Consider the following 21,619-nt stretch of genomic DNA (forward strand, 5'->3'; position numbering starts at 1 on the left):
AGGGTCTCCCGGAACCTTCGTTACTTCGCTCCTCAGGAGGACGACTCGGAAACTCCCCGACCCCTCAACTAATTAACTCTTAAGCTATTTCCCCATATAATGCTTCCGCTTGGATTCAGGGAATTTTTCTATGGCATACCTAAGCATGGTGCGCGGCATGATATTGGCATATTTTCTGAGGAATATCTCTTCCGAATTAATCGAACAGCGCTTGCCCACTTCCCTCAGCATCCACCCCACCGCCTTGTGTATCAGGTCTTCTTTATCCTTTAAAAGCACCCGGGCGATGCGCAGGGCATGGTCTGAACAGCCCTTGCTGATGGAGTAAAACGTGGCGAGTATCGCAATCCGGCGCTCCCACAAAGATTTGGAACGGGCAAGCTTAAATAAAACACCCTTGTCCTTATCCTCCAGATACGTGCCGACAATACGGGGAGCGGTCAAATCCACCAGGTCCCAGTTGTTTATGTATTTGGTGTTTTTGAGATAGACTTGGTAAACGCGTTGGGGATATTCTTTAGCCTTTTCGACCAGGATTAAAAGCGCGGCGAGGCGCACCTCGTGCACTTTATGGCGCATGAGTTTTTCTACCTCGGTAAACCCGAGCGATTTGTATTTGGAGACGACATCGCGAGTTTGCGGCACCTTTAAGCCCCAGAAGATATCGCCCTCGCCGTATTCGCCCTTACCGGTTTTAAAGAAACGCTGTAAGAGCATGGCTTGCTTTTTATCCGCTAAGCGTTTCAAGTCGTTTATGAGATTATTTTTAGACAACATGTTTCTACAGCCGAATTAAACAGATTAAGCGGATTAAAAATAAATCCGGTAAATCAGTTGAATCCTGTTGTTAAAAGAGTTTTATCTTAAAGCAAACGGACGAGTTTGCGGATAACCCATTCGGCAGTGATGGCAAAGATGAATAGGAGGAAGAACAAGGGTGAATCCCATAAATCGTCTTCCTTTGCTTCGGTCAGGACAATCTTTCCGGTCGGCTTTATGAGTTTAGGGAGGTTTTCGATATCATAAAGCTGGACGAATGCGCCGTTGGTTTTCTGCGCTATCTGTTCCAGGACAAAGGTGTTAATGGCGGATTTTTCAAACTCGCGCATGGGCAGTGTCACCAGGAACGATGTATAAGACCTTTCCTTTTCCTCGCCGATTCCCGCCGGTCCGGCCCAAATCCAGTGGTTGCCGGTATCGGTTGCCTTGATAGTGCCTTCATAAGTCCCGCGGCTGTTAGGAGCGAGTTTAAGTTCGATATCCTGTTTCAAACCGGTGGATAATTCCAGGTGGGCGTTAAAGGTCGGCTCTTCGAGGGGTTTGAAATCCTCGTTGTAGATACGTGCGGATATGATTATTTTATCACCCAGCGCGTAGGACGCCTTATCCACCTTGATATTATAGCGTTTGCTTCCCATGAGGCGTCCGCCCCGCAGGTCGCGTATCACCTCGCCCCAGAAAGAGTAGAAATATTTGTCTCCGATAAACGAGCGCCAGCGCCAGGTTTCGTCCGTGGCGGAGAAAAAGACCCGGCCGCTGCCGTACCATTGCGTGACAAATATCGGGTACGGACCGTATTTATTTTTTAAGGTCGGATGTTCAGCCAGCACCTCGGCGCCCGGTTTTGACTGCTTGACCGGGCAGAACCACCAGAATTCCGCAAGGCCGTCGCCTTTTTTATCGTCATCGCTCCAGAGTTCCATGTTGGCGGCGTTATCCGGCAGGAGGCGGGTAATCATGCTGTCTTTGCCCTTGGGGGTAAGGCGCGGGCGGAACGAATCTATGAAAGTAGAATCACCCGTGCCGAGAGAATAATCCTCATCCAAAACGATGGGCAATAGTTCGGCAAACGGCGTATCCTTAAAACTGCGCGGGTTAAAACGTGTTCCGGAAACGAAGGCAATGCCGCCGCCCATATCGGAGACAAAAGTCGTCATATTTTCCATGACCTTTGTCCAATCCGTAAACGCAGAGCCGGTCGTGGTCGGGTCGGCCAGATGGCGCGGGGAAACGTCTCCGAGGATAATTACATCGTAGTTAAAGAGGTCTTTTTTATCCAGCGAAAGCTGCTTCAAAGGTTCCACCCCCGGAGAGCTTTCCTGGACGAATTCCGGGTCGGAATCTATAAGCCAGCAGGAAGCCTTGATGGTATGGTCGCGAATCAGGGCGTTTTTTATGGCGCGGTATTCCCAGCGCGGATAGGTTTCTATATAGAGAACTTTTATTTTCTCGTCTATTATCCTCAAGTGGTGTGAAACGGTATTGTTTTCCTCGACGATTTCTCCCTTCTGGAATGGGACATTCACCTGGCAGAGATGTTCGCCGGGCTCCATGGGCTTATATTTCAAAACTATTTCCTGCTCGCGGCCTTTGCCGGTCAGGGTTATTTTTTCCTCGGCGACTACATTTTTATCCTCTTTAAGGTAGGCCGTAACGGTTTCGTTATCAAATCCGGAACTCCTGACGGTGAACTTGAATTCCACGAAGTCCTTGGCAACTGCCACGGGCAATGCCTGGAGTTTCAAAACCTCGATATCCTTGGATTCCTGGGTGCTGCCGGCGGCAATGGTCCAGACCGGCGCCATGTTCCCGTGCTCGACCAGCGACTGCACCGCATTCAAGGGATCGCTTCCCAAATTATTCTGTCCGTCGCTTATAAGAACGACTCCGGCAAGCGGTTCGGCGGAAAGGATATTCACCAGGCTGGTCATGCTGTCGCCTATGGATGTGCCTTTACCGACCGGGTCGACTTTCGTAATATCCGCCAATTCACGGTTGGTAAGCTGGTTGGAAAAAGTATAGAATTTTATTTTGTATTTCTCGTCCAGCTTGCCTAAGATACTGGGGTATGTATTGGTAAGCACCTTGGAAACCAGGTCCAAGCGGCTTATTTTATCAAGGATAGCCTCTTTTTCCGGAGTGGGCTTTTCACCTTTCGCATATAGGCCCATAAGAGAGCCCAATTTGGCGCGCTCGCCGGCATCGGTGAATTTGGAATCAAAGCTCATGCTCAATGATTCGTCCATCATGATAACAAGGTTAGATTGCCGTTCCAGGACAGTCTCCACCAGAAGGACAGGCTCAAAGATAATCACCAGGAGCAGGAAAATAAGGATACATCTCAACATAACGAGGAAAATCCTTACGGGAAGCGGAATGGGAGTATGTTCCTTGTGGTAGAAATAATAAGTCAGGACCAAAACACCCGGGATAATAACGAGTATTAGGAGCCAGGTTAAAGGCGGATTGCGCCAGAAGATGCTCCAATCGCCTTTGCCCATTGCCACACGGTCTATCCCAAGCAAGGTATCAATTATCCATTGCATATATTAAAATAATCCTTTCGGGAAACGGGCTTTTTTGCCCAGCGTTTCCTGAATGCGCATAAGCTGGTTATATTTGGATACCCTGTCTGTGCGCGAAGCCGAGCCGGTTTTTATCATGCCCGCATTGGTTGCCACGGCAAGGTCGGCAATAAAGGTATCCTCAGTTTCGCCGGAACGGTGCGAAATCATGGAGTGGTAACCGGCTTTCTTTGCCATATTAATCGCTTCCATAGTTTCGGTCAGGGTGCCGATTTGATTTACCTTTATCAAGATTGCGTTAGCCACTTTATTCTTTATGCCGTCTTTAAGGCGTTTGGAATTGGTGACAAAGACGTCGTCGCCGACCAGCTGGATTTTTTTGCCGAGTTCCTTGGTGAGTAGTTTCCAGCCTTCCCAATCGTCCTGCGCCATGCCGTCTTCGATGGAGATGATGGGATACGCCTTTATCCAGCGGCTGTATAAGGCGACTAATTCGGCAGAAGTCCTTTTGGTCTTATCTGATTTATTGAAAGTGTAAAACCCGTCAGAGAAAAACTCGCTCGAAGCAACATCTATCCCGAGAGCAATCTCTTTGCCCGGTTTATAACCGGCTTTTCCGATTGCCGTAAGAATGGTTTCAAAGGCTTCCTCGTGTGATTTAAGGCGCGGGGCAAAACCGCCCTCGTCGCCCACCGAGGTGACGTAATTCTTGGAAGCGAGAACTTTTTTAAGCGCATGGAAAGTCTCCGCGCCCATGCGCACCGCGTGCCGTGCGCATTCCGCGCCGATCGGCGCAATCATGAATTCCTGGACATCCAGGTTGTTATCCGCATGCGCCCCGCCGTTTATGATATTCATGAACGGAATGGGCAGAAGACAGGCTTTATTGCCGCCCAGATAGCGGTAGAGCGGCTGGCAGGTCGCCTGTGCAGCCGCGCGCGCCAGGGCCATGGAAACAGCCGTGGTTGCATTTGCGCCCAAGCGGCTTTTATTCGGCGTCCCATCCACTTTAATCATCAGTCTATCGAGCTTTTCCTGCTCGGTTACATCCTTGCCTTTCAATGCCGATGCGATTATCTTATTGATATTATCAGCGGCTTTCCGGACGCCTTTGCCGTTAAAGCGCCTTTCGTCCTTATCGCGCAGCTCAAGCGCCTCATGTTCTCCGGTTGAAGCGCCGGAAGGAGCGGCCGCCCTGCCCAGCGTGCCGTCCGCCAAAAGGACATCCGCCTCAACGGTCGGGTTGCCGCGGGAATCTATGATTTCACGCCCGTAAATACAATCAATTTTTCTGCTCATAAAAACCTCCATTCGTGCCGATAGAATTATACAATTAAACGTATTAGTAGCAAGAATTTTCAAAGTTATTCTGATTTTTTCTTGACATTTTTTACCGGTAATATTTATTAAGTATTATAAAACAGCGAACAAGGAAGGGTGAACTTGATGAAAAAGCATAGGCCGACCGATATAAAATATTCGAGCACGCATACCTGGGTGAGGATGGAAACCGATAAGGATGCGATTATTGGCGTGACCGATACGCCGTTTAAAGGATGGTCGGAAGTCAAATCCATCGACCTGCCTAAAAAAGGGATAAAAGTAAAACAGGATATGACCCTTGCCAAGATAGAATCCGAAGACAGCTTGCAATCCGTGATTTCACCCTTGAGCGGTAAGATACTTTTAATCAATCCGGAACTCGCCAAAAATCCAAGCTTGATAACGGAAGAGCCTTATGACGACGGGTGGCTTATGAAAATCCGGATAGAAGACCCTTCAGAACTGACCGCGTTAATGGAACGGAAAGATTACGAAGAGCTGGTAAAAGAGGAAGAAGAAGAGGCGGAAGCAGGCAAGGAAATCTTTGAAGAAATCATTGAAGAAGATGATGAGTAAGCTCTTAATCAGGTTTTCATTATCCACCAATATCCCTTAACACCACAAACCAGGCAGTAACAACCCTTCAGTATCTTACCTTCAAGTTTAACCAGAAGCGGCTCAGATTCCCTGATTAAATCATACCTGCCCTTATCGTATATCTTGACCGAACCGCGCCCGCGCGAGATTTTACCCTGGTAAGTAAGGTAAACAATCCGGTGAGGCGGAAACTCTTTGGATGGTGAAATGCCCCCGGATTTGCGCAAGGGAGAAACATCATTTATTGACCAGGTAAGCAGTGCCCCGTTCTTTTCGAGCATTAAATCGTAGTGGCAAGTATTCCGCTTCCTATGTTCCTGAATAACAAAGTGAGGCATTAGATTTTAAGATGGTGCCGCTTGATATACTGCTGTTCGGCCACGCTCAACAAAGTCTGGATGAACCAGTAAAGAGTGAGTCCGGACGGCGCATTATAGAAAAAGAACAGGAATATCAAAGGCATAAAGGTAAATATTTTCTGCTGCTGGCGCGCCTGCGGGTCTGGTGATTTAGGCTGTGTTAAAGACTGCACCAGCCATGACGCGGTCATCAACAGCGGCAAAAGATGAAGCTTGGTGGCGCCGAGGATTGTGAAAGGCAGGTCGCATAATTTATCCGGCTGGGAAAGGTCGTTTATCCAGAACATGAAAGGCGCATGCCGCAACTCAATCGCCCAATAAAGAGCCTGGTAAAGCCCGATAAAAACCGGTAACTGGAAAAGAATCGGCAGGCATCCGCCGACCGGATTCACCCCGTGCTCCTTAAAAAGCTTCATCTGTTCAATGCCCAGTTTCTGCTTATCACCTTTGTATTTTTCCTGAAGCGCCTTGATTTTGGGCTGTAGCTGCTGCATCTTATACATGGAAACCTGCCCCTTGCGCGTCATCGGGAAAAGCAGTAATTTAATGAGGATGGTTAAGGCAATTATCGCCCAGCCGTAATTGCCGAAAAGGGAATAAAATAATCCCAGTATTCCCAGGAGTATCACGCTGATGAAGCCGAACCACCCGTAAGAAATCAGTTTTTCAAGACCTTTCCCGGCAAGAGGCGACAGGGTGCTTTCGGCTTTTGGCCCGATATACGCGATAAAATCATAATCGGCCTTTGCACCCGGTGCAAGGTTAATCTCCGCGGATTTCGCGTAAAAAGATATATTACGCATTCCTGTCTTCAGTTCTGCCTCAAGCTTCTGGTCAACCACATCGCCCCGTTCCTTGCGACGCTTGATTTCTTCCAGAACGCAGATATTATCGTTCAAGACGCCGAAACCGTAATCAACCAGCATTTTCTCGGTAAAGGGGTTTGCCGGAATTAAAACGGCCGTGAAATATTTATTTACCATGCCCGTCCATGCAACATTTTCCTTTTGGGCGGCGTTATCGCCTCTTTGCAAGACATACGGATTTCCCTCTGTTTCCCTTTTTACCAACGCGGCGATATCCATCTCTTCTTTGACCACCCATTTATTTTCCGATTCCCGGTAACCGCGGACGGTCTTGATATCTATCCGCGCGGCATCTTCAGAACTGATGCCGGCAAAACCGTCGAAACGGATGGTTGCGGTAATTGGTGTGGAATCCGTGTTCTCTGCCGACACGCGATAATTTATGGTATAAGTATCCGTGGCGGCCGAAAATTGCTTGATGAGGGTCAATCCGGCTCCGGTCCGGCAGCGGAAGGTTATCGACTTATCGCTGACTGGCTCATCCACGTGCCAGTTAATATTATTAAAATCCAGGTTGGATTCCGCCAACCCCAGGGAATACCTTCCGGTTTCGTAATCGTTAAGCAATGACATCAAGCCGTCGCGCGATGCGGATTGGTATTGCAAAAGTGTGAGCGATTTAAGCCTGGCTCCTTTATTGGTAAAAACCGCTTTGAAATATTTATTGCCGATGGTATAATCCGGTTTCAGGTCGGCTTCGTCTATCCCGATGGTGTCGGGACTGACCGGTTTTACAACCGCTTCAGCAGTCGGCGTAAGCACTTTTGACGGTTCGGAAGCAACCTTATCCGGCGGCTGTAAGGTGCTTTCGGCAGGCGTCTGTTTCTTGGGTGGCTTTACAAACAACGGCACCACAAACTGGACGTAAATTATCCAGACAAAAATTGAAATCACTAAAAATAAAATCGTCCGCCTGTCCATTGTTAAATCTTCCCGTTTACGGTGAACCCGTATTTTATTTCACTATGGCATTCAGTGCAGCTGATGACCCCGGTTTCTTCGTTCCAGTCCCTCTGTTTTCCGCATTTCGGGCAGGGACGCCCGGCTTTATCAATAAGCATAATCGGGATATCATTCTGGACCGGATATTCAAGAGCGCATTCGGGCCTCTGGCATTTAATGACATTACCTTTACCATCCGGCTTAACTTCGGATTTGCAAAAAGGGCAAACCAGGATATCCAACAAGTCTTTTGATATCATTTCCTCGATCCTTCCAAATCCAGTAAATGCTTTTTAAGCCCGACGCCGCTTAATGCGGAAAACCTGCCGATAGACCCGTTGCTTTTTATCACCCGGTGGCAGGGAATAACCAGGGGCAAGGGATTCTTTGCCATGGCATTGCCCACAGCCCGGGCCGCGTAAGGCATCCCGATATTTTCAGCCAGTTTCCCGTAAGTGGTTATCGCGCCATACGGTATTTTCCGCAACGCCTGATACACTTTTTTCTCGAACCCAGAACACCCGGCCAGGTCAATCTTTAAATCAAACTTCTTCAGGCAGCCCTCAAAATATTTCCTGACTAATCCGGCAGCCTTGCGTAATTCACCGGTAATTCTCTTTTCTGCTTCCGGGCAGCTGCGTCTTATTTTATCAAGAATTTTCCTTTTGTTTTCCGCCGGCAAGACTATCATCTTTACGCCGGAGGCTGAAGTTACTACACCGGCCCAGCCGCGGGGTGTTTTAAAGATACAATAATTCATCTGATTTAGCTAACATTTTAGCGATAATCCGAAATAAAGCAAGAAAATCATTACCTTTATAACCACAAGAAAACCTGCTTTATTTAGAAGGCGGGCATGTTTCAAACGGGATTATCCATAATTCGGGATATGAACCTGCATCACGCTTTCCGGGAACGGTATTCCATCCGGCTAAATAGCCGCCGGAGGGCATATCATCCAATTTACTATCCCTGGCCAGCCACAACTTGAGTAAACGGTTTTTATATCGCACGGACTTGTTTTCACCCGTAAGATAATTCATCATAAAATTATTCAAATCCGTAAATTCACCACCTTCCGGGTTGATTTCCTTAACCTCTCCCCCGCTGATTTTACCCAAGTACCTGCAACCGCCCCGGGTCATGATAAAACAATCATCCAAAACAGTTTCGGACTCGTTTATTATCTTATATTTATAGCCGTTCTCCGCAAGCCGGCAATCGATTCTTCCCATCAGCCCGTTTTTCCGTACAGTATTCCTGCCTAAAACCATGGAAGCCCCGGCTTGCCTTTTTTGGGTGATGGCGGTCTTTCCATCGGCATAGCTGACGGCAAGCGTTGAAGCATTAAGGATATTGATATTTTCATAAAGAGGCTTGTAAAACTCACCGCCTGTTTCGACGGTTAGTTCATTAAACCCGGACGGATGAACCGCCATGAAGTCATCGTCGATAACGATGTCCTGCGCCGGGACAAATTCCAAGAGATGCAGGCGTTCCGTAATAAAATCCGGTGGTGCCACGCCGAGCGCGCCAATCAACCCGAAAGAAAGCAGGTTTAATACGGCAACACATATTACAATGATCAAATAATACTTTTTCTTTTGGCAAGCCCATGCACCGATTATCCCGATTATCAGGATAAAGAGGACGTATAACAGGCTAAACCTTAAAAAACCTTTTTCAGTAGCAGGGAACCAGCGCGGTTTTTCAAAAAGGCCGCTAATTTCCGGGGAAATGAGAAGATGACGGTTGTATTTCCGGGTAAAGCGGGCAATCATGTTTAAATCTATATCAGAATCTTTTACTACCATTAGATTTCCCTTGCGCCCGCCCTGCCACAAATCAAAGGCGGGTTTTAAGCGCTGCTCGCAGTAGGTGCCGTAGGAAATCACAAGCAAATCGACCGGCTCGAAATAATTATATTCATGCGGCAAATCATCGGGAAGGAAGGTGAAAAATTCCGAATGGCGGGCCGCTTCCGTAAAACGTCCGAATTCCGCCATGAAAACATTATATAATCTTTTTTCGACTCCAATAAGGAATTTCCCCTGTTCAACAGGTTTTATGGGGATTAACCCCTCTTTAACCGGCGTTTCGCTGCCGGAAGCAATAAGCCTGTGTTTTATAGTTGTCGAGGATGAATAAATGAGTATGGGAAATGAAATATCTTTTTGTGCGTGCGGAGGTATTTCCAACGGCTTTTTATAAATTGCCTGCCCGCTGTCTATTTCCAGATAACCGTTAAATGGATTGCCGCCGGAGCTGATTTTAAGCCTTACCGGACACCAGGACCCTGGACGGTAATACCCATCCAGCCCGGCATCGAGCCTGATTACTTCCAAAGACTCCGCCTGCGCTAAATTACCATAGAGGAAAAGGCAAAACAGCGCAAAGCACATGCACAAAATATTACGCATCTCGTTACCCCAATATCCCGGCAAGAAGCCAGAACGGATTAAAATACAATAAGGCGCTTATCCTGGCGCCGTAAAATTCGGCGAATAAATAATAGCACAAAGGCAATCCGGTGCTGACAGTAAAAACGGACAGGTAATACCACCGGATACGGCTCCCTGACAAATCGCCGCTAATTAGCGCCATCATCACGAGCCAGATGAAAAGTATCAGTAAATGCACGGCCATAACTGCGCCGAAAGAGTATGAACCGAGCAAAGCACCGGCTAGGCTCAGCGGCATGAATATAAAGATAAACAGGGCAAAGCCGGAAAGCCAGTTTAAAACGGCCGAGAAGCCAAAAACGGCATTGCGCTCGGTTTCAAACACGAAGAGCGGAATAATTATAAGCAACAAAAAGAGCTTGAGCTCCTCGACTATCAGTAAAATCGCCTTCTGCGAAACGAAGTCAAAATAATTACTCCCCGCGCACAGCATATACACCACTAAACCCGCCAGGCATGCCGATATTAAATAAACAAACAAATGTCGCCATTTCACAATATTTACGTTATACTTAAAATATTCTTGACATGCGAATTATTTTAGCATAAAATTTAGTAGTCTAATCAGTAATTTAAATAAAGGAGATGTGCCATGGCAGAAACACTGGTAGTCGTCAGCAAGGTGAAGAAAATGGCAAAGGAAGCAGGTATGCGCACAGGCGCGGATGCCATTGAAAAATTAAGCCTGATGGTTGCAGATAAAGTCAAAGCCGGGATGGAAAAAGCAAAGGCTTCAGGCAAAAAGACCGTTCAAGCTATTGACTTGGAATAAGAGAAAAGAACCATCACCCGGATTAACATCCCTGATTTCGCTGTAAAGCGGCCGGGTGGAAACTCTCACCGCCTTTCCGTTCCCCCACCGCAAAAGCTGGTTCCCTCTCGGAAAAAAGACGCTAACAAAAGACATCGCCGGTTCGTATTTGCTTTATGATTGCTCTTTTTTATACCGATAACTACATATATATACTTAAGTAAACAACCACATATTTAAGAGGTGCAATATGATTCAAAGACAAAATTACGATAAGATACTCTATTTTCTCATCATGGCATGGCTGGTGCTAAACCCGTGTGTTTACGCCCAGAGCGGCGAACTTGAAGCGCTCAAAAAGGAACGGGATGACCTGAAAAAACAAAACGAGGCGCTGGAACAAAAAGTAATGGAGATGGAAATCAAAATCTTGAACCAAGGACCTGCCTCCGGCGACCAAGCCGCCCAGTTAAAGCAGCTGGTTGAAAAACTGCAGGCGCTGATTCAAGACAACCTGACCGTCACCATCCGCCAGGAAAACGGGCTTGACCAAAGGATTGCGGAGCTTAACAACGCCCTTATCAAGGAAACCATAGAAAAAAATCTGGTTGAAATCCAGCTTAAAGAGTCCAAAACACAGAATAATGCGTTTAATGCGGAAAAAGCCAATCTGCAAAATAAAATTTCTGCGCTTGAGAAAGAGCTCAACGAATTGAAACTGGCGAACAAGGACGTTATTATCCTGCTGGACCAGGCGAAATCACTCAAAGAAGCTAACGACACCATCAGCCTGCGGAACGCCCAGATGCAGGCGACAATCCAGACGTTCTTTTCGGAAAAAACCGTATATGATTCCAAAATAGACGACTTGCAGCAGAACCTCCGCAAAGAAATAACGGAAAAATCCGAATATGCCAGGCAACTGAAGCTTGCCGGAGATAAACTTAACGCCCTGACCGTGGAAAACACCGAGCTTAAAATTAAATACGCCTCGATTTCCAAGGAACTATCCGGCATAAAGGAAACGCTTTCCAAAGAAACCTCCGACCGCTTACAGGCTGCAGACAAACTAAATGAAGCAAATACACAAATAACTAATCTTACCAAGGAAGGAACTTCTTTAAAGGCGGATAATGAAAACCTAAAACAACAGCTTGCCCGGGACGAAGATAAAATCGCCGGGAATATCTTAGCGCTTTCGGAATATGAAAAGCAGGTAACCGCTTTGACCAAGGAAATAAGGGAACTCTCCCAAAACGTGAGCCAACTGAAAGGGGAAAACGCCCGGCTGGCATCCGGAGAAAATGATACGATTAACCAGCTTAACCGCAAAGTTTCCGAATTAAACGGTAACGTCCAAAGGCTAACCCAGGAAAAACACGATTACATAAACCAGCTTAAGCTTTCCAATGACCGCATTAATTCACTTTCCAACGAAGTAAACCGCCTGGAGGAACGCACAAAAACCTCGGAAAACGAGCTGAGAGCCACGCAGGCCGACCTGACACGGCAGACCAATGATAAAAACCAGTATTTTAACCAGTTGACAAATGCCAATGCCCAGGTTAACCAACTTTCAAAGGAAAAATCCAGCCTGACCGATACACTAGCGAAGGAAACCAAGGAAAAAACATTTTACAGCGAGCAATGCAAAACTCTCAAAGAAGCTAACGATTCCTTAACCGGCCAGGTTAACCAGCTCATCGGGACAAAAACCCAGCTTGAAAAAAAACTTACGGAGCTTAATCTGACGCTCCAGGAAACGACCGGTGATAAAGAAAAATACCGGGGTGAGGCGTCTAACCTTGAGAGGCAAATCGGCATCCTGCAAAACGAACTGGCGCTCGTAAACACGGAAAACGCTTCGCTCAAAAACAGCGCACTGCTGGAAGCGGACGAAATAAAAAAGCGCCTGCTGCAATCTGAAAAAGAGAAAGCCTCTTACCGGGAGCAGTTCTCCGCGGCACAGGCGAATATTACCGAGCTTGCCGCGGAAACAAATGACCTAAAAACCAAGTGCAAGCTTGGGGAAGATGAAATCTCCACCCTAAAACTGGAACACAACCGAAGCATGGAAGAAAAGAACAAATATTCAACGGAGTTAAACAATGCCAAATCTAAAATAGCCGAACTGGAAAACGAAATAACGGCATTGAATAAGGAAGTGAACGGCTTAACCGAAAAAGAAACCTTGCTAAACAACTCACTGGATGAACTTACCAAAGCGAATAACAGCCTGAAAACCGAACTTGATGAAAGCAATAAATACCGGCTACAAATCGAAGAAACCACCCGGAGCAACATGAAAATACTGGAAGAGGAACTGTCCGAGCTAAGAAAAAAGAACACCGCCATAAAAGAAGAACTAAGTGAAAATAACCGCCAGATAAAGGTCCGAGAAGCCGAATTAAAAGAACAAATCGTCAGGATGGAAGGCGAAAAAAACATCTTAACACTGCAGTTTTCTGCCCTGAAAGAAAAGGCGGATTCATTCAATAAAACCGAAATGGACCTTCGGCGCCGAATCAGCGAGGTGGAATCCAAGGACGAAACCGCCCCATTAAAACAGCAACTCTTATCACAGGAAATAGACTTGCGCGGCCGGCTTGCGCAGGCCTACCTGGAAAATAAGAAGCCGTATGAAGCGCTCCACCAATATGAGCTTTTGCTCAAAGCAAAGCCTGATGACCCAATAACCGTCTATAATATCGGTTCGGTCTACCATAAAGACCTTAATAACAAGGCCAAGGCAATCGAGTATTACCAGGAATATTTGAGGCTGGTACCCGCAACTAACCTGAATCCTCCGATAAGCAGGCAGCTGGTGGAAAAGCTGATAAAAGAACTGCGTTAATCCCGCAGGTTAATGCATTATTGCCAGGGAACCCATCGGATCCCAGGGCTTAAGCACAATCGGCTTTTGTTTTAATATGGCGTTGAGCCTTGGCGGAAGATACTTTTTGGGCACGACCACCTGATACATGTATTCATCAAACCACTCGTCGCTCATTACATAAAAACCCTTATCCCCGCCTTTATCACCCCAGCTGTTTTCCACCTTCCATTTGGTCGGCTTGTTATTGACGAGGTTAACCCCGGTAAAGACCATGGCATGGGTCATCCGGCTCTCCCCATAATCCACCCGGCCGGCTTTATCCAGGTTGAACGATGTGCCAAGGAGCTTATCATATTCATACATCCGCTTATCCATGATGCCACCGTCGCGGTGAAGCATCTTGCCGACATCACAGCCGAACCAGACCGGCTGGTTATCTTTTAATACCTTTACGGCAATCTCCTTCAATATTTTGATATCAATATTAAGATACCGGACAATCTCCCCGCCCACGACATTACCCAGGTATTGCAGTGTATACATCCGCTGATACGGCTTGTCTTTGGTCGGGCAATTTATAAGGCTGACCATTTCGTCCAACGGATAATCCACGTATTTCTTAAAGAATGACTGCGGAGTCAGGGTGCCGGAATCGCGGCGAAAACGGTGCTTTTTATCCCGGTATTGCCAGTTGAATTCGCGCGGAGGCTCACCCATGTAAATGGCAAGTAATTTGTAGATATCCGCCATCATGTCTTCTTTCTTGCGGCGTAGTTCCGTAATGCCTTTACCCTTTTTATGCATCTCGCGGAGGAGCATGGCATCCTCGCGCAGTTTAAGGGTAAGGAAATGGTTGAGATACTGTGAATTACTGCTGTTAAAGGTTTCCGGCATGACGGATTTTGGGACGACTCCGTAACGGCGGATGAGGTTGGCAAACATATCCCACTGTCCCCCATCACTCATAGGTCCGGAAAGAAGCCACATCATGATACGGCTGTAGATATCCTCATTACGCGTTTCTATGGCGGTTTCCAGGAAGTAATTAGCGCGCTCCAGCTTATCCCAGAAAAAGGAATAGCTCTGGGAAAGCTCGAATGTATCCAGGTTCATCTTTCTAATAGCGGCAAGGCGCAGGGTATTAAGCCCGGCGAACATCCAGCAGCGGCCGCTTTTTTCCTGGTTGGTGATAAGTCCGGTTTTAATATCATGGGAGAAGGTGAAATCGGTTTTGGCGACAACTTCGCGGTTCATCGCGATATCCGGTATGGCCGTCCGGGTAACCGCGTTTAAAGCCACGCGATTGGCAGGCTGGCTGTGGAAGGCCTTCTGGTATTTAGCGATTAAATCATCTCTTAAAACCCCGCCGTTAATCATAGAATAAACTCCTTAATAACTATAGAGGAAAAATAATATCAAAAATTATTAAATAAGTCAAACAAAGATTTAATATCTTATAAGTAAAAAAAGGCATACTGTTAAGGTAACGTGATTTAGCCTAAACACCTTACTTTTTAATTGAGAACAGGAGAATTATCCGGTGTATTTACTGCAGAAAGAATCATATCAATCTGAACCATATAAACTTTGGAACGGCTAAAGACTTTGCACCCCCATGGTGAACTGAAAATACCCCCCTACCCCCACCATACCCTCCCCCCGGCCAAATTATTTAGCCTGGACGGTGAAATGATTTGATTTAGGAGCCAAAAGCGTTTAATTAACCAAACTTATGAAATTTAGGCTACTTGAGGCAAATCTTTACCCCACCCCTACCCACCATACCCCCACCCCCCTATAATTCTTTAATCCGGCACTCCAAATCAGTGGAAATGGGGTGCCCGACGGAAAAGTATAAAAAGCAAGTGTGGAGTTCAGGAGTGAGTCCCGTAAAACGAATATAACGCATCTAATAACGAATTGGACAGCAGGACAGAGGGACACATCCCACCGCCTGTATCCCTTTATTTTCCACGCTTACGAGTCTTTTAACACAGGCTTACCCCATGCATCATCTTGGCAAATGATTCTTCTTTAGCCGGTCTGGCAAGCAGGTGAACATGATTAGTCATCAGACAGTAAACCATTATAGAAATATCCCATTTGGCGGCATATTCTTTCAGTAAATCCAAATATTTAGTGTATGTTTCCTGAGCAAAGAAAACCTTTTGTCTGTTATTACCGCGCTGAATAATGTGGTGAGGATAATCAACAACTACGGCTCTGGCGATTCTCGGCATAACGACGATTTTAATAAAACTACGCCTTATATGTCAAGAAAATCGGAGGTTATAACCGGTGGGATGTGTCCCCTATGTCTCCGTGTCCCCTATGTCTCCATGTCTTTTGTGTTCTTTTAAGATATAAATTCATTTTAGCTGCCACTATTTTACCTACTTTAATAGATTTTTGAATATTGGTTGCATGTTTTGCATAGTAATATTTCTTTCTTTTTCCCTCATTAAAACCAAGTAGCCCTTCTAATATCAAAATATTACATATGGTGACTTCATGTAAAGATAATCGTAATATTAAAGGTGTTATACGTTTATTTATACCTTTTCTTAATATCGCGACTAAATTGTCATCTGGCTCTATCCCCATGTGATTTAGTGTTTTCCTGCCATATGCACCAGCTTTGACAGCATTTTTAATGTACGGATTTATCCAAGTATTCATGATTTTAACTTCTACGTTGTAGCAGTTGTTATATTCAAACAATATAGGATGTGAAACATCTTTTCGTCGCATTCTTAGAATGCCTTCTACTAATACATCTGCAAAAGCATTTACATCATGAGGTGTTAATCGTAACAATAAATTTACCGATTTTTTATTATTTTCCATGATGTTTTTCTCCATCAGGTTTAATATTTTCATGACTATTTGTCTTTGGATCTGTAACATCCCAATGAGTTCCATCCTTACTTAAAACCCATATCTTTCCTTTTTCATCTACAAAACCTTTGCCATGAGGATTCTTTTTAAAGTCTTTGTCCGGATCAACGCCTTTCTCGTTAGGTGCTCTATATGGATTGCTACCTCCTGTTGGTAATTTATCCGCAGGATGTTTTAGCCCAGGGCGAGGAACTCCTTCGTTACTCCCCGACTCCTCTGGCGGTTGTGTATCCTCTGGTGTTGTTTCTTCCGGGGTTACTTCTGGCGTTTCCGGCGGGGTAGGAACTTCTTCATCTGATGTTACTTCTACCAGAATAATAATCGCAGCCGCCAGGACAGCTGCTTGTTTAATTAATGCTTTTTTCTTGGTCGTATCCGCATCCTTTAGTTCGGCTATTGCTTTTTGTATCTTTTCCAATGCCTCTATCGTTTCTTTCAATTTATCAATGCCAACATCAGGTTTTAAAGCCCCTGTTTCCTTCCCCAATAGGCCCGTTACAATGCCTGTCAGCTTTTTCACCAGTTCTTCTTGCTGTTTTCTTGGATCATCTTTCGGCTGCACTATCGCTGGTATAGGTTTTATTATCATGGGCGGGGGTTGCACTATTGCTGGCAATGGTTGTTTAGCGCTCCCCGATGAACCTCCAAATTGTTTTTTGAACCATCTCCAAAAGCTTTCCGCAGGCGACTCTCCATACTCTTCATCATACATACCTGAAGAATCTGTCCGATTAATTGGATTGTTACAAACATAGGTATATAAATTTACTCCTCCACCATAACCGATAGGGTCTCTTGTGTTAAAGCGGCCTGTGTATGGATTGTAATGTCTTGCCCCGTAATCGTATTCACCGTTTTCTGTGTTGTACTCCTGCCCCGTAAATCTGTATCTATTGTTCACTTGTTCAGTAGTTGATAAGCTCGCACCAAACGCATAATACGAATAAGCATTACGGGTTATCTGTGAGCTATCATTAATATCCGTCACGCTCCCCAGTCCATCATGGAAATAATAATATGTCGCGGAGTTTGTTACGACTAATAGATTGTGGTTCAACCCCGGCGTAACATATTTCGCCGTGAGGTTGTTACCGCTGTCATAATCCACTATCACATTAGCACCATCATAGACGAATTTCTCAACGTTCCCGTTGGCAGTCTTTTGTATCCTCCTGCCATACGCGTCATGGACGTATAAACCTGTGTTTCCCGAAAGGCTTTCATAATATGAAACGACCTTATTTTCATAACTATGCGACCAGTTCCAGATGTTCGTCCCGTCCGATTTGCTTACGACATTGCCATTCGCATCCAATGCGTAGGTATACGTGGTGGTAGACGTGCTTTCCTGCGTAAGCTGATTGTTGTTATTGTGCGTATAGTTTGTCGTGGTGATATAACTTTCCACTTGCGTCTTTCTATTACCTACCAAATCATACGTCCAAGTATTTGTGTAACTAATACTACCACTCCGGCTCTCGCTTGTCAACTGGTAAATGCTGTCATAACCATAGCTAATGGAATCGCCTCCATTCAAATTCATAGCCGTCCGATTGCCGACTAAATCATGAGTATAAACAAAGGATGAGATTAAGGTTGAGGTTTGATTATGATTCTTCATGCCATTTTAACCGTTTTCCCCCCGTTCAGATGTCCATCACAGGTACAGGTGTCCCTCCGAACTCGCCCCGCACCCTCCCGCATATATATTACGTAAACCAAAAAATATACCAATAATCATCTAATTTTTCTGCTCTGTATATTCCAGCTCCAAAAAGCGGCACAATAGATTTAAGCTTTATAGTATTTATTATTTCGCCAGTCGGGTCATAAACAATTCCACACCAATGGTCTAATGTCCCGCTTTGTAGATGAAATGCAACTCTTAGGGGGGGGCCTTCGTCTATAATAATTCTATCATTTTTTGCCGTGTTTCTTTGGCCTGAATATATTTCAAAAACAATCCGCTCATAATAAGTTCTTTTGATCTCAAATCTAATTTTAATAGTAAGCCATGACCCGTAAATCACGAGTAATACGACTAACAAGATATATATTACTGAATAACCAAGTGATATGAGAAAAGTCTTATATCTCCATAAACGAAGTGCACTAGTAACAAAAACAACGAAAATGACCAAGCTTATTAATAACCAGAGTATTAATAAAGGGAAAACAATAATAATTTTGAAGGCATAAAGAAAGTCTTGAATTGGGTTATAAGTAAACATGAATATTAGAAAACTAACCAGCACCCAGATGTAGGGAAGAAGCAATATATGTGTTTTAATCGGATTAGTTGTACTTATACTTGTTGTTTCGGTAGTCATTATGGTTAAAAGCTTCTTGGTTTACTTTCCTTCCCCATATTTTAATGAACATGTAGAACAATTTGTTGGATCAAAACCTGCTTCCGCTACTTCTCCTTTCCTGAGTTTTTTTATACTCGACCCAGTCATTTCTGCACAAAGCAAGTCTTCAGAAATACCACCCCAGTTATTCACAAATAATCTTATCCCGATATTGATAGCTTCGGTATCACGTGCCGTATCTTTGCCAGGCGTAATAGTTTTTTGTGCCTTAGCAGCTCGAGCATGTAGTATAGATGGATCTATTCCTCCAAAGACACCCATATACCCAAAATGAATGTTTCCTGGAACGTCATAAAAGACGCATTGATCACAAAGCGTTACTGTTTTTTTGCAGTTAGAAGAGGGGCATTTCTCTGACTCACAGGATTCTGTAAATTGTTCACTGTTTTTGAAATCCCAAATTCCGCCTTCTTGGACTTTCATTTTGAACTCTTCAAGCCCTTGCAAATGCGTCAACGGTCCACCACGTAACTTTTGTATAGTTGAATCTTGTTTATGCTGATGAATCATATTAACTAACCAAGCTGTTACATCTGGCCCACACTTCTTTGGTTCTGTGTGAGATTTTTTACTGCATTGAAATTTCCCACTAAGCATCTTATATATATCATGTTTCAGGAAACTCATAAATAACTCCCATGGGTCTGGCATACGAAACGCCCAATGTGGGTCTGGTGGAAGCGAAAAAGGAGCCGCGAATAATCCACTGGGATCTATTCTATTAACCGAATTATTTTGAACATAAGTGTATAAATTTAATCCGGTTCCATATCCACTTGGATCCCTTTGTGTAAATCTCCCCGTAAAAGGATTATATTTTCGTGTGCGATAGTCGTATAATTGGCTTTCTGAATCCCATTCCCTTGCGGTAAATTTATACCTCTGCGGAACATTTTCTGTCTGGGATAAGATTTCGCCAAAGGCGTAATAGTCATATGTATTCTGGACTACTTCCGATGTGTTTATGAGATTCCTCACCGAGCCTAACCCGTCGTGCATGTAATAGTAAGTACTGCCACTACGTGAAATCGTCAAGTTTTGGTCTAAGAACGGAGTAATATACTGGGCAGTGAGCGCATTACTCCCGTCGTAATCCGCAATAATGTTCATACCATCGTACGTATAGTTTTCAGTTGTTCCATTGACCGTCTTGCTGATGCGCCGGCCCATCGCGTCCCAAGCGTAAGTCGAGTTGTTGGTCGTTATCGGGTCGTAATATGAAATAACAAGATTATTGTAGTTATACACCCAGCTCGTCACATTCGCGCCCTGTGTTTTCGTAATCATATTCCCGTTCGCATCGTAATCATACATATTCGTCAAGCTGTTTACCGTATCACTGATTAACTGGCAGGCATTGTTATACTCATAATAAGTCACCACCCCGCCGCGCGTCTGCGTCTCACGGTTTCCGACTTCATCATAGGTAAAGGTGTTCTGGTATATCGTGTTATTCAGACTATCTTTTTTATGCTCGCTTGTCAACTGATAAATATTGTCATAATCATAATCCACGTAATCCCCGTTTGTAAGCGTCATCTTCGTCCGGTTGCCCACTTTATCCAGGACATAAGTAAACGATGAAACCGTTGCCGTGGAGGTATGGTTCTCCACTACGGTCAGCCACCTGGTCGGCACGGCGCTGTCATATGTATAATGCGTGTGCGAGCCGGATTTATTCGCCCCGAAATAGAGCTCCGTCCTCTGCCCGAGCTTATTATAATCATAATCCGCTATCTGCGTCCCATCGCGCTTGACCGTATCCAGCCGCTTTGCCATATCATAAGTATACTCTATCTTATCCGTGGTGCCGGATTCCGGGCCGTCCATGCTCTTTCTTGTGCCGTCTTCCCAATAGGTATAATCTATCACCTTTGCCGGAGAATACTTGTTATCCGTTACTTTCGTCAGGCGATTCAGGTAATCGTATTCATTATCCGTATCGGTATTGGCGTCGGTTACATTCAATACATTGCTATTGGCATCCAGGGTATACTGGACAGTTTCAGTGTTACATTGTTTCATTGTTAAACGGTTGTTCTTGTCATAGGTAAAGGTTTTGGTCTGCCCCATGGCATCTACTGTGCTGGTCGGGTTGCCGTTGGCATCGTAGTAGTTCGTGGAGGTATTGGTGCCGGTGAAACCTGAATAACTCGTGGTTTCCAGGAGATGGTTATCATAATAAGCGTAAGTGGTATCCACCTTGTTGGAATCACGGTAATAGGAAAGTTTGGTGCGCAATCCGTCCGCGTTGTATTCGTATTCGGTGTAATCGCCCAGTGCGTTGGTGACACGGGTCAGGCGTCCGCCCTTATCATAGGTATTTTCCGTGTAATAGGGAGTTCCGGCGTTCAAGCCTTCGGCGTCGTAGATGCGCAAAACCTGCCCGCGCTTATTGTAGGTATACTCTGTGGCATAAGTATCGTTATTGGCAAAGGGACGTTTCTTGGTCAGCCAACCGGCATTATTATAGACGAAGTAAGTGGATGTTTCCAACGCATCGCCATAAGCCGCCTGTATACGGGTCTGCCGGCCGAGATTATCATAGGTAAAATATGTCTGTTCGTTCAAGCCGGAGGGGTCTAAAGCGGTCTTTTCCAAGCGTCCGCCTTCATCGTAATAATTAACGACGGTCAGATAAACGCCGGTATCCACCAACGACCTTGTTGAGTGGATGGTCTTATCGCCCGACATATCGGCATAGTAATACTCGACGTTGGCGTGTTCCGCGCCGCCCGCCTCCTTGACATAAGTCTCGGTTACGCGCCCGGCATTATTATATTGCAGATAGATAAATAGGTATCTCATATTAGTTAATATCACGGCGTTCTAAATGGGTTTATCAATAGCACAGTATTTTATTTTTCCGTACCCCTTATTTCTAATCTTTCACCCTATTACCCCCTAC

Annotated in this window: 17 protein-coding genes and 1 pseudogene; 3 read left to right on the forward strand and 15 right to left on the reverse strand. The window is 45.2% G+C overall.

Annotated elements, in window-relative coordinates; translation table 11 throughout:
• Positions 1-84: 84 nt before the first annotated feature.
• The 3 genes from HY811_11110 to eno all read right to left on the reverse strand — a co-directional run bounded on the left by HY811_11110 (position 85) and on the right by eno (position 4,604).
• Complete coding sequence (locus tag HY811_11110; protein MBI4835348.1) at positions 85-777, reverse strand: DNA alkylation repair protein; 693 nt, start codon at positions 775-777, stop codon at positions 85-87.
• 86 nt (positions 778-863) lie between these two features.
• Positions 864-3,326, reverse strand: a complete 2,463-nt coding sequence (locus HY811_11115; GenBank protein ID MBI4835349.1) for a hypothetical protein — start codon at positions 3,324-3,326, stop codon at positions 864-866.
• Between the two features lie 3 nt (positions 3,327-3,329).
• Positions 3,330-4,604 carry a phosphopyruvate hydratase gene (gene eno, locus HY811_11120; protein MBI4835350.1) on the reverse strand — a complete coding sequence of 425 codons (1,275 nt, stop codon included), beginning with the start codon at positions 4,602-4,604 and terminating at the stop codon, positions 3,330-3,332.
• 147 nt (positions 4,605-4,751) lie between these two features.
• Between eno and HY811_11125 the strand changes: the two genes are divergently transcribed.
• Positions 4,752-5,204, forward strand: coding sequence for a glycine cleavage system protein H (locus HY811_11125; GenBank protein MBI4835351.1), 453 nt, complete (start codon positions 4,752-4,754; stop codon positions 5,202-5,204).
• A gap of 8 nt (positions 5,205-5,212) precedes the next feature.
• Here the strand turns inward: HY811_11125 and HY811_11130 are convergent, their stop codons facing one another.
• From HY811_11130 to HY811_11155, 6 genes and pseudogenes are all read right to left on the reverse strand, one after another.
• Positions 5,213-5,506, reverse strand: a complete 294-nt coding sequence (locus tag HY811_11130; GenBank protein ID MBI4835352.1) for a hypothetical protein — start codon at positions 5,504-5,506, stop codon at positions 5,213-5,215.
• A 56-nt stretch (positions 5,507-5,562) separates the two neighbouring features.
• Positions 5,563-7,344: a membrane protein insertase YidC gene (gene yidC, locus HY811_11135; protein ID MBI4835353.1), complete on the reverse strand. Its 1,782-nt coding sequence runs from the start codon at positions 7,342-7,344 to the stop codon at positions 5,563-5,565.
• A gap of 149 nt (positions 7,345-7,493) precedes the next feature.
• Positions 7,494-7,652, reverse strand: a pseudogene (locus HY811_11140) (Trm112 family protein).
• Positions 7,649-8,152: a methylated-DNA--[protein]-cysteine S-methyltransferase gene (locus HY811_11145; GenBank protein ID MBI4835354.1), complete on the reverse strand. Its 504-nt coding sequence runs from the start codon at positions 8,150-8,152 to the stop codon at positions 7,649-7,651. Before HY811_11145 ends, HY811_11140 begins: the two are co-directional and overlap by 4 nt.
• Positions 8,153-8,231: 79 nt before the next feature.
• Positions 8,232-9,812 carry a hypothetical protein gene (locus HY811_11150; GenBank protein MBI4835355.1) on the reverse strand — a complete coding sequence of 527 codons (1,581 nt, stop codon included), beginning with the start codon at positions 9,810-9,812 and terminating at the stop codon, positions 8,232-8,234.
• 4 nt (positions 9,813-9,816) lie between these two features.
• Positions 9,817-10,350, reverse strand: coding sequence for a hypothetical protein (locus HY811_11155; protein ID MBI4835356.1), 534 nt, complete (start codon positions 10,348-10,350; stop codon positions 9,817-9,819).
• 96 nt (positions 10,351-10,446) lie between these two features.
• On the opposite strand from HY811_11155, the gene HY811_11160 reads away from it, so the two are divergent.
• A complete protein-coding gene (locus tag HY811_11160; GenBank protein ID MBI4835357.1) occupies positions 10,447-10,626 on the forward strand; it encodes a hypothetical protein in 180 nt (59 codons plus the stop codon).
• Positions 10,627-10,855: 229 nt separating this feature from the next.
• Positions 10,856-13,459, forward strand: a complete 2,604-nt coding sequence (locus tag HY811_11165) for a hypothetical protein (GenBank protein ID MBI4835358.1) — start codon at positions 10,856-10,858, stop codon at positions 13,457-13,459.
• 9 nt (positions 13,460-13,468) lie between these two features.
• Here HY811_11165 and HY811_11170 read toward each other — a convergent pair whose 3' ends face one another.
• The 6 genes from HY811_11170 to HY811_11195 form a co-directional block, all read right to left on the reverse strand.
• A complete protein-coding gene (locus HY811_11170; GenBank protein MBI4835359.1) occupies positions 13,469-14,818 on the reverse strand; it encodes a C1 family peptidase in 1,350 nt (449 codons plus the stop codon).
• A gap of 611 nt (positions 14,819-15,429) precedes the next feature.
• Positions 15,430-15,681 (reverse strand): transposase, encoded by a 252-nt coding sequence (locus HY811_11175; GenBank protein ID MBI4835360.1) that lies wholly within the window; start codon positions 15,679-15,681, stop codon positions 15,430-15,432.
• A gap of 49 nt (positions 15,682-15,730) precedes the next feature.
• Positions 15,731-16,288, reverse strand: a complete 558-nt coding sequence (locus tag HY811_11180; protein MBI4835361.1) for a hypothetical protein — start codon at positions 16,286-16,288, stop codon at positions 15,731-15,733.
• A complete protein-coding gene (locus HY811_11185) occupies positions 16,278-17,960 on the reverse strand; it encodes an RHS repeat-associated core domain-containing protein (protein ID MBI4835362.1) in 1,683 nt (560 codons plus the stop codon). Before HY811_11185 ends, HY811_11180 begins: the two co-directional genes overlap by 11 nt.
• 88 nt (positions 17,961-18,048) lie before the next feature.
• Entirely contained in the window at positions 18,049-18,669 is a 621-nt protein-coding gene (locus HY811_11190) for a hypothetical protein (protein ID MBI4835363.1), read from the reverse strand.
• Positions 18,670-18,690: 21 nt separating this feature from the next.
• The gene (locus HY811_11195; protein ID MBI4835364.1) at positions 18,691-21,519 is read right to left on the reverse strand and encodes a hypothetical protein; all 2,829 of its coding nucleotides are present in this window, start codon (positions 21,517-21,519) and stop codon (positions 18,691-18,693) included.
• Between the last annotated feature and the right edge of the window lie 100 nt (positions 21,520-21,619).

Source organism: Planctomycetota bacterium, assembly GCA_016207825.1.
In the GTDB taxonomy this organism is placed as follows: Bacteria; Planctomycetota; MHYJ01; order JACQXL01; family JACQZI01; genus JACQZI01.

Bases quoted from the DNA above. Each gene is read 5' to 3' on its own strand.
- HY811_11195 (MBI4835364.1), bottom strand. From the start codon at position 21,519: ATGAGATACCTATTTATCTATCTGCAATATAATAATGCCGGGCGCGTA.
- HY811_11170 (MBI4835359.1), bottom strand. From the start codon at position 14,818: ATGATTAACGGCGGGGTTTTAAGAGATGATTTAATCGCTAAATACCAG.
- HY811_11190 (MBI4835363.1), bottom strand. From the start codon at position 18,669: ATGACTACCGAAACAACAAGTATAAGTACAACTAATCCGATTAAAACA.
- HY811_11125 (MBI4835351.1), top strand. From the start codon at position 4,752: ATGAAAAAGCATAGGCCGACCGATATAAAATATTCGAGCACGCATACC.
- eno (MBI4835350.1), bottom strand. From the start codon at position 4,604: ATGAGCAGAAAAATTGATTGTATTTACGGGCGTGAAATCATAGATTCC.
- HY811_11180 (MBI4835361.1), bottom strand. From the start codon at position 16,288: ATGGAAAATAATAAAAAATCGGTAAATTTATTGTTACGATTAACACCT.
- HY811_11165 (MBI4835358.1), top strand. From the start codon at position 10,856: ATGATTCAAAGACAAAATTACGATAAGATACTCTATTTTCTCATCATG.
- HY811_11160 (MBI4835357.1), top strand. From the start codon at position 10,447: ATGGCAGAAACACTGGTAGTCGTCAGCAAGGTGAAGAAAATGGCAAAG.
- HY811_11185 (MBI4835362.1), bottom strand. From the start codon at position 17,960: ATGAAGAATCATAATCAAACCTCAACCTTAATCTCATCCTTTGTTTAT.
- HY811_11130 (MBI4835352.1), bottom strand. From the start codon at position 5,506: ATGCTCGAAAAGAACGGGGCACTGCTTACCTGGTCAATAAATGATGTT.
- HY811_11110 (MBI4835348.1), bottom strand. From the start codon at position 777: ATGTTGTCTAAAAATAATCTCATAAACGACTTGAAACGCTTAGCGGAT.
- HY811_11175 (MBI4835360.1), bottom strand. From the start codon at position 15,681: ATGCCGAGAATCGCCAGAGCCGTAGTTGTTGATTATCCTCACCACATT.
- HY811_11150 (MBI4835355.1), bottom strand. From the start codon at position 9,812: ATGCGTAATATTTTGTGCATGTGCTTTGCGCTGTTTTGCCTTTTCCTC.
- HY811_11145 (MBI4835354.1), bottom strand. From the start codon at position 8,152: ATGAATTATTGTATCTTTAAAACACCCCGCGGCTGGGCCGGTGTAGTA.
- HY811_11115 (MBI4835349.1), bottom strand. From the start codon at position 3,326: ATGCAATGGATAATTGATACCTTGCTTGGGATAGACCGTGTGGCAATG.